We start from the raw sequence: 11927 nt of genomic DNA, 5'->3' as shown, positions 1-11927 counted from the left end.
TAACATGCAATGAATTATAAGCATAGACGATGCGATCATTCGAAACCTAATATTTAGGTCTCGAAGGAACATCTCCTAAAATGCCATTCGGAAAATTCTCAAAGGAAGGAGATCGATATGATTGTCTCCGATCTATCGGGAGCCACCAGCGCAGCAAAGACAATCCCGGCCACGCCCCCACCAAGCGTCGCATCAACAAAAAATGAAAGCGCTCAGGCCTCCAGCCACACAGGCCCTCAACAGGACTCTATCGTCCTCAGCCCTCTCGCCTCGGAATTGAAGGGAGACTCCCTTAAGGTCTTCTCACAGCTTTCAACCGAGGATCGCAGCAAACTCGGAAACTTGGTTTCCTCCGGAGCGATGAGCGCGCGGGACCTGGGACTTGCTCTGTCCAGTCATTTGAAGCAGCAACGCGCCAACACATTCTGGGGCAAGGCATCCGATGCCGTTGAGTCCCTTTCGGGCCGTGCATCCGGGACGCCCGGCCCACTCGACATTTCGGCAGAACAGATGAGTCAGACCTCCGCGCGGCGCAGCGCGATCAAAAGCAGCGGCATGACCGGAGCTCAGGAAATCGCCGCGATGCAGCAAATGCAAAGCGATATCTTCGGCAAGAGTGTCGAGGGGTCCGCGGGATTCGAAGCCGCCAAAAGATCCTTCGGAAATGTCAGCACGCCGTATTTTATGAACGCTGGCGATGAACGCTACGTGCAGAGTGACGAAGAGCGCCAAGCCGGACAGCGCTTGAACGAACTTGGCTTCAAATCGGAGAAATTCGAATCCGCCATCAAGATGTTGGCCGAAGCGGACGTGAACAATCACGCGCAGGAAAACGAAAAGATCCTTGATAAAATCAAATCCGGATCTGCGTCGTGAGACGGATCGAGAGAGCGAGCAGGCCAGGATTGCCACCTCACGCCGGCAGCGCCACATGGCTCTGCCGACGCAGCCCTCTCAATCAGCGCCAGTGCTTTGATCGGCCGAATGTCACGGCTGAACAACGATGAGGCCATCATCGTGCAACCGGATTACGCGCTCAGCAGCGGCCCCGTCCTTCGCAGCGTCGTCCCCGCCACCTTGGCGATCCGCTTGCCCGCCAGGGTGAAGCGGGTCGCGCTGTGGGCGTAGAGCACGCCCGCCGATTCGCTGCGCACCGGGGTCACGTCGCCGGTCAGCGGGTCGAGGATGTCGGCGACCACGGCGCCGGCCTCCACGCGGTCGCCCGCCTTGTGGTGGAAGACCACAACGCCGCCCACCGGGGCGGTCAGCGGTTCGGAGGATTCCAGCGGGGTCGGGGCGCACAGCGGCTCCGGCAGGGCCGGCGGCTCGCCGGACAGGACGCCGGCATGGGTGAGGAAGCCGGCGATGGCCTGGGCGTCCGCTTCGCCCTGGGCGTGCTCCACGTCGGCCTGCCCGCGCAACTCCACGGTCACGGAATGGCAGCCGAAGGGGATCGGGCGGTCGGGCCAGCGCTTGGCAAGCTCGTTCCAGGGGCGGCTGACCGCCTCGTCGAAGGGGTCGCCGCCGGATTCCTCGGCCAGGAAGACCGCCCGCGCGCCCAGCAGCCGCTGCAACGGGGCGAAGGCCTCCGCCGAGGGCGTCAGGGTGTAGAGGTGCATCACCGCTTCCAGGTCGCAATGCAGGTCCAGCACCCAATCGGCCTGGAGCGCCAGCTCCAGAAGACGGTGCTTCATGTGCTCCGTCTCGGTGCGCGGGGTGCGTTCGGCCAGGGCCTCGGCCAGGGCGGCGCGGATGGCGGCCTTGTTGGCCTCGCCGTCGTCGGTCAGCCGGTCGGCCACGCGCTCGGCCACCGCCTCGGTCAGGTGGGGGTAGTCGCGGTTGAAGTTCTTGCCGTCGTCCTGGTCGAAGCGGCCGAGGTGATGGTCCATCAGCGACTGGCCCAGCCCCACCGGGTTGGCGACCGGGACGAGGATGACCTCGCCGGCGATCCGCCCCTCGGCCTCCAGCGCAGTCAGGATGCGGCGCAGCTTGTCGGCCACCAGCATGGCCGGGATCTCGTCGGCGTGCAGCGACGCCTGGATGTAGGCGCAGGGCCGCGCGCCCGCCGTGCCGAAGCGCTGGACGGTCAGGGTCCGCCGGGTGCCGGGGGTGGCGGACGGGAGGTCGATGATGGCGCTGTGCATGGCGGATCGCTGCCGGATAAGGAAAAGCCCGCCCCACCGTGGCGAAGGCCGGGGCGGGCTGCAAGCGCCTTTTGCGCCGGGCTGTGCGTTAAAATCCCCTCTCCCCTCTGGGGAGAGGGTCAGGGTGAGGGGGTTGCGCTTTTCCCGGACGTACCGCCATGCGCAACCCCCTCACCGGCCCTCCGGGCCACCCTCTCCCCGGAGGGGAGAGGGCTAAAAAGGGCGAATGCGATGACCCAGGCCTTTTACGGGAGGGCGGTTCCCGTCAGCACGGCGTCGAACTGCTCCAGCGCCCAATCGACCTGCTCGCGGGTGATGACCAGCGGCGGGGCGATGCGGATGGTGTGGTCGTGGGTGTCCTTCGCCAGGACGCCCCGCGCCCGCAGCGCCTCGCAATAGCGGCGCGCCCCGCCCGCCTCCGGGTGAAGCTCCACCGCCAGCATCAGGCCGCGCCCGCGCGCCTCGCGGATCACGTTGCTGCGGATGGCGCCGAGCTGCTCCAGGAAATAGGCGCCCTGGGCGGCGGCGTTGTCGATCATGCCCTCCTCCACCAGCACCCGCATGGCGGCGCGGGCGACGGCGCAGGCCAGCGGGTTGCCGCCGAAGGTGCTGCCGTGCTGGCCGGGCTTCAGCACGCCCAGCACCTCGGAGTTCGACAGCACCGCCGACACCGGGTAGAAGCCGCCGGACAGCGCCTTGCCGATCAGGGTGACGTCGGCCTCCACCCCCTCATGCTCCTCGGCCAGCAGCTTGCCGGTGCGGCCCAGCCCGGTCTGGATCTCGTCCAGGATCATCACGACGTTGCGCTCCGTGCACAGGTCGCGCACCCGGCGCAGATAGCCGGCGGGCGGGATGACGACCCCGGCCTCGCCCTGGATCGGCTCCAGCAGGACGGCCACCGTGTTGGGGGTCAGCGCCGCCTCCAGCGCCGCCGCGTCGCCGAAGGGCACGGTGCGGAAGCCCGGCGTGAAGGGGCCGAAGCCGCCGCGGGCGTCCGGGTCGGTGCTGAAGCTGACGATGGAGATGGTGCGGCCGTGAAAATTGTCCGAGCAGACGATGATCTCCGCCTGGTTCTCCGGCACGCCGCGCACCTCGTAGCCCCACTTGCGCACCGTCTTGATCGCCGACTCCACCGCCTCCGCCCCGCTGTTCATCGGCAGGATCTTGTGCGAGCCGGTCAGCGCCGCCAGCTCCTCGTAGAACAGCGCCAACTGGTCGTTGCGGAAGGCGCGGGAGGTCAGGGTCAGCTTCGACGCCTGTTGCACCATCGCCTCCAGGATCTTCGGGTGGCAATGGCCCTGGTTGACGGCGGAGTAGGCCGACAAGCAGTCGAGGTAGCGGTTGCCCTCGGTGTCCCAGACATAGACGCCCTCGCCGCGCGCCAGCACGACGTCCAGCGGCTTGTAATTGTGGGCGCCCAGGCGGTGTTCGGTCCCGATCAGGTCGGCGGCGTGCTGAAGCATGGCGTTCTCTCCGGGTCTGTTTCTTCTTCAGACGGCTTGGCCGCCGATCTGCGACTGGGTGACGGCGGGGTCGATGATGCGGCGGCCGAACAGGCTCGCCACCAGATCGACCAGCAGGAGGGCGCTCTTGCCCCGCTCGTCCAGGAAGGGGTTCAGTTCAACCACGTCCAGCGAGCCGACGACGCCCGCGTCGTGCAGCATCTCCATGATCAGATGCGCCTCGCGGTAGGTCGCCCCGCCCAGCACCGCCGTGCCCACCGCCGGCGCGATGGCGGGGTCGAGGAAATCCACGTCCAGGCTGACGTGCAGATGGCCCCCGGCCTGCCGAACCCGCTCGATGATGCGGCGCATGTGGACGCCGACGCCGTGCTCGTCGATCAGCCGCATGTCCACCACGTCCACCCCGCGGGCGCGCAGCAGGCGCCGCTCGCCGGGGTCGAGGGAGCGGATGCCGAACAGATGCACATGGGCCGGGTTCACGGTGGCGCGCTGCTCCGGCGGGAAGACGTTGTCGAATCCGTCCTCCCCGCACAGCAGGGCCACCGGCATCCCGTGCATGTTGCCGGACGGCGAGGTGTGGGGCGTGTTGAAGTCGCCGTGCGCGTCCAGCCACAGCACGAACAACGGCTTGCCGGTCTCCCGGCAATGGCGGGCCACCCCGGTGACCGAGCCCATGGACAGGCTGTGGTCGCCGCCCAGGAAGACCGGCACGCCGCCCGCCTGCATCATGGCGTAGGAGCGGTCGGCCAGCGCCCGCGACCAAGCGGTGATCTCCGCCAGACGGGCGGTGGCGGCATCGCCCTCGCTCCAGGGGGCGGGGGTCAAGTCACCCCGCCCCAAATCACCCAGATCGCGGACCTCGTGCCCCAGCTCGCGCAGGGCGCGGACCAGCCCCGCCGTGCGCAGCGCCGCCGGCCCCATCAGGGCGCCAGGATGGCCGGCCCCCGCCTCGATGGGAACGCCGATGATCTCCACGAAGCGCTGATCGTCCCGATCCGCCGACGCCTGCGACGCCATGCCGTCCCTCTCCCGGTGTGAAACTGTCTCCCATGACTATCGGGGGCGAGACAGGCGGCAGAAAGACGGAAAAGTGCCAACGAACGGCAGCGTTTTTGACAGTTTGAGAAGCCCGACTTATCATTCTGGCATGGACGACCTGGACCACCGCCTTTTGGGCCTGCTGCGCGCCGATGCGCGCCAGCCCGTCGCCGGCCTCGCCGCCGCGCTGAAGGTGTCGCGCGCAACCGTGCGCGCCCGCATCGACCGTCTGGTCGAGAGCGGGGTGATTGCCGGCTTCACGGTGCTGCTGCGCAAGGATCTGCGGCCCGCCATGGTCCGGGCCATCACGATGATCGAGGTGGAGGGCCGCGCCGCCGAGACGGTCATCGCCCGCCTGCACGGCTTTCCGGAGGTGCGGACGGTCTACACCACCAACGGGCGCTGGGACGTCGTCGCTGAAATCGAAACGGAGTCGCTGGAGGCCTTCGACGACACGCTGCGCCGCGTCCGGCAGATCGCCGGCATCGCCTCCACCGAGACCAGCATCCTGCTCTCCGCCCGCAAGGCGGTGCTGTAGCCTACCCGCCGAGACCGGCCAGGACGCCGCCCAGAAGCGGCTGGCCGAACAGCGCGCCCAGCGCGAAGCCGACGATCAGCCCGACCGCCGCCGCGACCAGCGCCCGGCCGCCACCGCCCTTGGGCGCCTCAGCCCCAGCGCTGCGCCCGTTGCCGCCGCCCGCGGAGTCGTCGCCGTCGTCCTGCGCCGCCGCGCGGCGGGCGGTGTAGGAGGAGTCGGTGTCGGCGTGCCACGCGCGGATGCGGTCCTGCGCCGGCTTCAGCTGCTCGTCGGTCGGGGAGGAGCCGCGACCGTGGACGATCTCCCAGCCCAGTGCCAGGAAGCGGGTCGTCGTCCGCCCCTCCGGGCTGAAGATCGCGGCGGGCATCCGGCGGTAGGTCGCCTTCACCACGTCCACGTCATAGGGGATCGCCGTGCGGAACATCAGCTCCGGGAACTCGGAGCGCAGCAGGGTCAGCGATTCGCGACCGACCTCGTCGTTGGTGATCGACAGCATCAGGATGCCGGCCACCGACAGGTTGGGGTTCATGCCCTTCTGGATGTGCTCGACCACCGACAGGGTGCGCTTCAGCCCGTCCAGCGCGTAGCGCCCCGGAAAGACGGGAAGCACCAGCCGGTCCGACGCCGCCAGCGCGCCCGCCGCCAGATGGCCGAGCGCCGGCGGGCAGTCGATCACCACGTAATCCGGCGGGTTGCGCGAGAAGTGCAGCGCCTTGCGCAGGCCGCGTTGCGAGCCGCCGCGGGCGTCCAGCGCGTGCTCCAGCGAATAGAGCTTCCGCGCGCCGACGATCATCGACAGCCCGTCGAAGCTGGTCGGGGTGATGGCGTCCTCGACGAAGGTGTCCTGGCTCAGCAGGTCGTTGATGCCGACGCGCGCCTTCTCCCGCAGCAGGAAGTTGCTGGTGGCGCTGCTCTGCGGGTCGAAGTCGATCAGGACGACGCTCTTGCCCAGCGCGGCCAGCGCCAGGGCGAGGTTCACGGAGGTGGTCGTCTTGCCGACGCCGCCCTTCTGATTGTACACCGCCAGGATGGTCGGCTGCCGCGTCTCCGGCGCGTCGAAGACGTCTTCGTGGCTGGTCATGTCCATTCCGCTTCGTCGTTTCGCGGGTGTTCGTCCTGCGGGCCAAGAGCCGCCGAAAGCGGCGCACTATAGCCAAGCGTGCGGGCCGATGTCTTCCCGCAGATGCGCGGGTGTCCCGAAAGGTAACAGGTTCAGCGTGCTTTGAAGGCCGCCAGCTGGCCGGGCAGCGGCGCCATGGTCAGGCGGACGCGCACGATCTCCCACCGTCCTTCGGCGCCGGGATGGCATCCGTCGCAGGGGCGACGGTCGAGAATCTCGAAGGACAGGCTGGACAGGCCATCCTCCTCCGGGATTGTCCCGCCGGCCCAGTTGGCCTGAAACACCCGCTTGTTGACCCGCGAGATGGGCGAGGCCGAGGCGTCGGGGTTGAAGCCCTCGTTGTCGTGGTCCAGCGGCTCGAACCGGCCGGGCCGCCGCGCGGTCGGGATGCGGCGGGAGCGGATGCGCAGCGACAGGTCGAAATCCTCGTAGCCCCAGCCCCAGTAAGCGTTGGAATAGCCGTCGATCCGCCGGAACACGTCGTTGGGCATCAGCAGCACGCCGCCCATCGTGCTCTCCAGGTCGGTGGTCACCGTCTGGTCCGAGCGCCCCGGCGCCACCGGCCGCTGCTCCGCCCCGAAGGACAGGATGGGGGTCGGCCGGTCGACCCAGGAGTAATCGGCGTCGACGGGCAGATAGTCGATGTCGTGCAGGCAGGTGTAGCCGCTCTCCGCCTCGCCCAGCAGGAAGCCGACATTCTTGATGGCGCCCCGGTTGAAGGGCAGCCCGGCCTCCTGCTCCACGATGGTGACGCGGTAGTCGATGGGATCGGCGAGCGTTGCGAAGTAAGCGCCGACCCGCGGCACGAAGTCCCGCAGATGGGCCGCGCGGTCGCGGTAGGGCACGACGATGTGAAGCCGCCGGTCCGTGGTCGTCATCGCGGGTCTCCTGCCGGTGCGAAACGTTGCCAGATGGCGCGATAGGCGTCCTCCAGATCGCGGGCGAAGCGGTCCCCGTCGAACAGCGGGCTGGCCGTCCGCGCCGCCGCCAGCCGCGCCTTCAGCCCGGCCAGCCGCTGCGGATCGCGGGCGAGGCCCAGGGCCAGCGCCTCGTAGGCCGCCGGCGAGTCGGTCACCAATTCCGGCAGGCCGACCGTGTCGAGCAGGCTGGCCGCCACCCGCCCGGCGAAGGTGGCACCGCGGCAGGTCACCACCGGAAGCCCGGTCCACAGCGCGTCGCTGGCCGTGGTATGGGCGTTGTAGGGCAGCGTGTCGAGGAACAGGTCGGCCAGCCGGTGGCGCGCCAGATGCTCCACCAGGGGGCGCGGCGGCGCGAAGACGAGGCGGTCCGGCGCCACCCCGCGGGCCGCCGCCTCGCCCCGCAGGTTGCCGGCGACCAGCGGGTTGCCGGCGTAGAGCCACAGCACGCTCCCCGGCACGGCGCGCAGCAGCCGCGCCCAGACGTCGAACACAGCGGGCGTCAGCTTGTAGGGGTTGTTGAAGCAGCAGAAGACGAAGCCGTCCTCCGGCAAGCCGCAATCGGCGCGCGACGGCGTGCGCTCCGCGATGGCGCGGTGGCGGTCGTTGGGCTGGTAGCAGTGGGGGAGCCGCACCACCGCCTCGCTGTAGAAGCCCTCCTCGCCGGGCGGGATGGTCACCGCGTCGGCCAGGATGACGTCGATGAAGTCCGCCCCCATGGTGCCGGGATAGCCCAGCCAGTTCACCTGCACCGGGGCGGGCCGCGCCGCCAGGATCGCCGTGCGGGCGAAGGCCGTGTAGCCCTTCAGGTCCACCAGGATGTCGATGCCGTCGGCGGCGATGGCTTGCGCGGCGGCGCGGTCGGCGTGGTCGCGCAGGTCCACGAAGCGCTCCACCGCCGCGGTCAGGCGGCGGCGCATCGGGCTGCCGTCGTCGATGCCGGTGGAATAGGCGGTGACGGCGAAGCGCGTCCGGTCGTGCCGCTCCAGAAGCTCCGCCATCAGATAGGCGGTGGCATGCTCGTGGAAATCGGCGGAGAGATAGCCGATGCGCAGGCGCCCATCACCGGCGACCGCCGTCCGCGCCACGGCGGGGACTCCCTGCGCCTTCTGCCGCGCCCAGCGCTCCGCCGCCACCCGCTGGTCCGCCAAGCTCGTGTCCACCGCCAGGAGGCCGAAGGGCGGCATACCCAGGGCCCCGGCGCGCAGGCGCCGGATCAGGTCGCTTTCCAGCGCCGGCAAATCACGCCAGTCGCAGGCGTGCCGCTGCTGCTGCACCAGTTGCGCCAGCGCCGGGTTGTAGGCGGGCGAGAGCCGGCGGACGCGGCGGAGGGCCTCAATGGACGGCGCGACCCGGTCGGCCAGGGTCGCGGCGGCGGCCAGATCCTCCCACCCCGCCGGGTCGCCGGGATCGAGGGCCACCGCCCGGCGCAGCGCGTGGAGCGCGGCGTCCGGCCGCAAGGCCCCGGCCAGCGTCTGGCCAAGAATCCGCCACGCCGGGCCATGGTCCGGATGCCGCCCGAGCGCGCCGCGCAGCACCGCCTGGGCGCCGGGCAGGTCGTGCAGGCCGAGCAGTTCCGCCGCCAGACTGACCGCCGCCGGGACGTCGGGCCGAAGCCCGAGAACCGTCCGGTACTCCGCCACCGCCTCCTGCCGCCGTCCGGCGGCGGCGAGCGCGTTGGCGAGGTTGTGGCGCAGGACGGCATCGTCCGGCGCCAGCCGCACCGCCACCGCGTTCGCCCGTACCGCCTCGTCCCGGTGGCCCGCCGCATGGGCGGCGGTCCCCAGCAGCATCCAGCCGTTCCGGTCCGCCGGGTTCAGCGCCGCCATGCGGCGGCCGATCCGCCCCGCCTCGTCCCGGCGCCCGGCGGCCAGGACGAGAACGCCGAGGTTGTTCAGGGACACGCCGTGTTCCGGATTGCGCGACAGCGCCTCCCGGTAGGCGGTTTCGGCCTCGCCGGTCCGGCCCAGGGCTTCCAGCGCGACCGCCAGATTCTTCCAGGTGCCGGCGTCCTCCGGCCGGTCGCGCAGTGCGTCGCGGTAGGCGGTTTCGGCCTCGGCCGGGCGGCCCTGGTCCTGAAGCGCCACGCCCAGATTGTTCCACACCTCGCCCAGCCCGGGGCAGGCAGCCAGGACGGTGCGGTAGTGCGGCTCGGCCTCCGCCGGGCGGCCCTGGGCGTGAAGGGACAGCGCCACCCCGTAATGGGCGTCGGGGGAGTCGGGCGCCAGCTTCAGCGCCGCGGCGTAGACCGCTCCCGCCGGCCCCCATTGCGACAGCCCCGCCAGCAACCCGCCGAAATCCAGATAGATGTCCACGTCCTTGCGCAGCGCCAGCGCCTGCTGGAACAGCGCCACGGCCTCGCGGACGCGACCCTCGCGTTGGGCGGCGACGGCCTGCCGGTGCAGCGCGGCGGCCCGTTCGGCGGTCTCGGAAAGGTCCATGCGCCCTCTCAGTCCCGCTGACGGGTGTGCAGCAGAATGCGCGGGATCTCCGGCGGTCGGCGGTCGTCGCCCCATTGCGAGATGTCGGGGATGGTGCTGACCCCGCGGCGGCGGGCCAGCAGGCTGAGGATGCTCTGGTCGTGCCGGTGGTCGCGGAACTCCGGGTAGTTGGGCTTGCCGCACTCGTTCGGAGCGTCGGTGAGGATACGTTCGTCCTGGGCGAAGCGCAGCCATTCGGAGACGAAGGCGATGGTGTCCGGCGTCCGTTCGCAGACGATGAAACTCGCCAGGATCTGGGTGGCGTCGGTGTATTCGGGCCGGTCCAGCCGCATGAAATGAAAGCAGTCGCGCTTGGTCCAGCCGCGGTTCTTGAATTCGTCCTGCAGCGTGAACAGCAAGATGGGCAGGTCGCGCCGCTCCCGGCACAGCTCGATCACCGGGTCGGCGCGGTGCACGAAATGGGCGCCGCTGTCGCAGTAGAACAGCACGTCGCCGTCCTTCAGATGGTCGCGCAGCAGGGTCCAGATGGCCCAGGGCTTCCACAGCCAGTAGCCCACCCCGCGCGGCTGGTCGAGGATGAAGCGGTTGCGCTCGACGAAGGCCGGATCGATGTGGCTTCGCCCCAGCATGGCGACGGAATCGAAGCCGCCGATGTCCATTCCGCTGCGGGCGTTGCGCTTCTGTGCCGCCAGGAAGGCCCCGTCCGCGTAGTTCAGCAGCACCCGCGCCATCGCTCCCTCTCCCCGGCCCTCACAGCCGGCTCTCGATCCAGTCGGCGAGGCGGTAGGCGTCGAAATAAAACTCCTCCGTCCCCAGGAAGGGCGCCACGGCGCGGTGGGCGCAATAGGCGTCGTAATCGTCGTCCACCGCCAGGATGTGGTCCACCGCCTCCTCGTCCGTGGCGAAGCGCGACACGTCGATGAAGCTGCCGGCCGCCACCTCGCGCTCCAGGTCGGGATCGCCCCAATAGAGCGGCACCGCCCCGGCCTGGAAGACGTCCAGGATCTTTTCCGTCAGATAGCCGGGATGGCTGGCGTTCTCGAAGGCGAAGGCGAAACGGTAGCGTTCGAAGACGCGGATCTTCGACAGCCAGCCCATCTTGACGACGCTGCCGGTGTTGTTCAGGTGCCAGCCCACCGAATCGACGCGCCGCCGTCCGTCCAGCGCCGGGAAGAAGCGGTTGCGGCGCTCCCCGTTCGGGTTCTTGTAGAGAAAGGCGCAGAAGCCGCGCTCCGCGAAGGCCGCCCGCGTCGGCGGCACCGGCGGCAGGACGGGAGAGCAGAAATGCGGCACCGCTCCCTCCCGCATGTGCTCGTAGGCGTGCATGACGTAGAGCGGCAGGCGGTAATGGCACGGGTCGTCGACGCGGTCGAAAGACACCGCCATGTCGAAGCTGTCCAGCGGCGGACGGACATTCTCCCCGGTGAAGAACAGGGTGCGGCAGCTGCGCGCCTCGCGGTGCCGCCCGCCGAAGACCGACACGATGGCGAGGTCGCTGTCGTCCTCGACCACCGACAGGTCGAAGCGGCTGGACAGGATCTCGATGAAGAAGTTCGTCCCCGTGTCGAACTCCGGCCAGAAGTCGTGGAAGGCCAGCTTCAGCCGGGGCCGGCCGCCACGCCGGCCACGGTACGGGCCATGCAACAGGAAACGGTCGAGCCGCTCCGGGTCGCCGCCGGGCTTCGCCAGGAATTCCTCAAGAAACGCGCTTGTCCGCTGATCGAGCATCCCGCCATCCGCGCCGGATCGTTGCGCGACGCACGATACGGTCGCCGCGGCGGGAACGCCACCCCTTCCGCGCGCCCGCTAGGCCGGGAGACGCGGCGCGGGCAACAAAAAACACAACAAAAAACGCCCCGCGGATGACGGAGCGTTCGCAACACCACAACCCCTTGAGGGGAAGAAGTGGTGCCCAGGGACGGAGTCGAACCGCCGACACGGGGATTTTCAGTCCCCTGCTCTACCAACTGAGCTACCTGGGCACCGAGGCCGCGGTGGAGACCGCGGCGCGTCGAGGCGCGCTTTGTAGGCAAATTCGCCGGGCCTGTCCAGCCCTAAAATGCATAAATTCGCCGCCCCGTCACTCCCGCTCGTCGGCCTCCTCGGCGTCCGGGCGGTCGGGGCTTTCGATGCGGTAGACGCCGCCCAGCCAGCGCGACAAATCCACGTCGGCGCAGCGCTTGGAGCAGAAGGGCTTGGTTTCCTCCACCGCCGGGCGGCCGCAGATCGGGCAGGCTTTCTCAGAAGGCTTTTGGTTGTCGTTCAT

Annotated in this window: 11 protein-coding genes and 1 tRNA gene; 2 read left to right on the top strand and 10 right to left on the bottom strand. The window is 69.4% G+C overall.

From position 1 onward, the window contains the following. Positions 1-117 precede the first annotated feature (117 nt). Positions 118-876 carry a hypothetical protein gene (locus Sp245p_RS20895; RefSeq protein WP_129557205.1) on the top strand — a complete coding sequence of 253 codons (759 nt, stop codon included), beginning with the start codon at positions 118-120 and terminating at the stop codon, positions 874-876. Positions 877-1028: 152 nt separating this feature from the next. Here Sp245p_RS20895 and Sp245p_RS20890 read toward each other — a convergent pair whose 3' ends face one another. The 3 genes from Sp245p_RS20890 to rocF form a co-directional block, all read right to left on the bottom strand. Further along, positions 1029-2144, bottom strand: coding sequence for a M14 family metallopeptidase (locus Sp245p_RS20890; protein ID WP_014198208.1), 1116 nt, complete (start codon positions 2142-2144; stop codon positions 1029-1031). Positions 2145-2389: 245 nt separating this feature from the next. Then, positions 2390-3607, bottom strand: a complete 1218-nt coding sequence (gene rocD, locus Sp245p_RS20885; protein ID WP_014198207.1) for an ornithine--oxo-acid transaminase — start codon at positions 3605-3607, stop codon at positions 2390-2392. Between the two features lie 27 nt (positions 3608-3634). Beyond that, positions 3635-4624 (bottom strand): arginase, encoded by a 990-nt coding sequence (rocF, locus tag Sp245p_RS20880; protein ID WP_014198206.1) that lies wholly within the window; start codon positions 4622-4624, stop codon positions 3635-3637. Between the two features lie 130 nt (positions 4625-4754). On the opposite strand from rocF, the gene Sp245p_RS20875 reads away from it, so the two are divergent. Then, positions 4755-5183, top strand: a complete 429-nt coding sequence (locus Sp245p_RS20875; protein ID WP_014198205.1) for an Lrp/AsnC family transcriptional regulator — start codon at positions 4755-4757, stop codon at positions 5181-5183. Position 5184: 1 nt separating this feature from the next. Here Sp245p_RS20875 and Sp245p_RS20870 read toward each other — a convergent pair whose 3' ends face one another. The 7 genes from Sp245p_RS20870 to yacG all read right to left on the bottom strand — a co-directional run bounded on the left by Sp245p_RS20870 (position 5185) and on the right by yacG (position 11927). Then, positions 5185-6264: a ParA family protein gene (locus tag Sp245p_RS20870; protein ID WP_244439432.1), complete on the bottom strand. Its 1080-nt coding sequence runs from the start codon at positions 6262-6264 to the stop codon at positions 5185-5187. A 131-nt stretch (positions 6265-6395) separates the two neighbouring features. After that, the gene (locus Sp245p_RS20865) at positions 6396-7181 is read right to left on the bottom strand and encodes a galactosyltransferase-related protein (protein ID WP_014198203.1); all 786 of its coding nucleotides are present in this window, start codon (positions 7179-7181) and stop codon (positions 6396-6398) included. After that, positions 7178-9661, bottom strand: coding sequence for a tetratricopeptide repeat protein (locus Sp245p_RS20860; protein ID WP_014198202.1), 2484 nt, complete (start codon positions 9659-9661; stop codon positions 7178-7180). The genes Sp245p_RS20865 and Sp245p_RS20860 overlap by 4 nt, the downstream gene beginning before the upstream one ends. 8 nt (positions 9662-9669) lie before the next feature. Continuing rightward, entirely contained in the window at positions 9670-10392 is a 723-nt protein-coding gene (locus Sp245p_RS20855; protein WP_014198201.1) for a hypothetical protein, read from the bottom strand. A 19-nt stretch (positions 10393-10411) separates the two neighbouring features. Beyond that, a complete protein-coding gene (locus Sp245p_RS20850) occupies positions 10412-11389 on the bottom strand; it encodes a glycosyltransferase family 10 domain-containing protein (protein WP_014198200.1) in 978 nt (325 codons plus the stop codon). Between the two features lie 178 nt (positions 11390-11567). Then, positions 11568-11643, bottom strand: a tRNA-Phe gene (locus Sp245p_RS20845). 98 nt (positions 11644-11741) lie between these two features. Next, the gene (gene yacG / locus Sp245p_RS20840) at positions 11742-11927 is read right to left on the bottom strand and encodes a DNA gyrase inhibitor YacG (RefSeq protein ID WP_014198198.1); all 186 of its coding nucleotides are present in this window, start codon (positions 11925-11927) and stop codon (positions 11742-11744) included.

Source organism: Azospirillum baldaniorum (genome assembly GCF_003119195.2).
Classification (GTDB): domain Bacteria; phylum Pseudomonadota; class Alphaproteobacteria; order Azospirillales; family Azospirillaceae; genus Azospirillum; species Azospirillum baldaniorum.
Note: the sequence above shows the minus strand (reverse complement) of the source record. Positions and strands in the feature narration are given on the sequence as shown.

Coding starts and splice junctions, on each gene's coding strand:
- Sp245p_RS20895 (WP_129557205.1), top strand. CDS start 118: ATGATTGTCTCCGATCTATCGGGAGCCACCAGCGCAGCAAAGACAATC.
- Sp245p_RS20890 (WP_014198208.1), bottom strand. CDS start 2,144: ATGCACAGCGCCATCATCGACCTCCCGTCCGCCACCCCCGGCACCCGG.
- rocD (WP_014198207.1), bottom strand. CDS start 3,607: ATGCTTCAGCACGCCGCCGACCTGATCGGGACCGAACACCGCCTGGGC.
- rocF (WP_014198206.1), bottom strand. CDS start 4,624: ATGGCGTCGCAGGCGTCGGCGGATCGGGACGATCAGCGCTTCGTGGAG.
- Sp245p_RS20875 (WP_014198205.1), top strand. CDS start 4,755: ATGGACGACCTGGACCACCGCCTTTTGGGCCTGCTGCGCGCCGATGCG.
- Sp245p_RS20870 (WP_244439432.1), bottom strand. CDS start 6,264: ATGACCAGCCACGAAGACGTCTTCGACGCGCCGGAGACGCGGCAGCCG.
- Sp245p_RS20865 (WP_014198203.1), bottom strand. CDS start 7,181: ATGACGACCACGGACCGGCGGCTTCACATCGTCGTGCCCTACCGCGAC.
- Sp245p_RS20860 (WP_014198202.1), bottom strand. CDS start 9,661: ATGGACCTTTCCGAGACCGCCGAACGGGCCGCCGCGCTGCACCGGCAG.
- Sp245p_RS20855 (WP_014198201.1), bottom strand. CDS start 10,392: ATGGCGCGGGTGCTGCTGAACTACGCGGACGGGGCCTTCCTGGCGGCA.
- Sp245p_RS20850 (WP_014198200.1), bottom strand. CDS start 11,389: ATGCTCGATCAGCGGACAAGCGCGTTTCTTGAGGAATTCCTGGCGAAG.
- yacG (WP_014198198.1), bottom strand. CDS start 11,927: ATGAACGACAACCAAAAGCCTTCTGAGAAAGCCTGCCCGATCTGCGGC.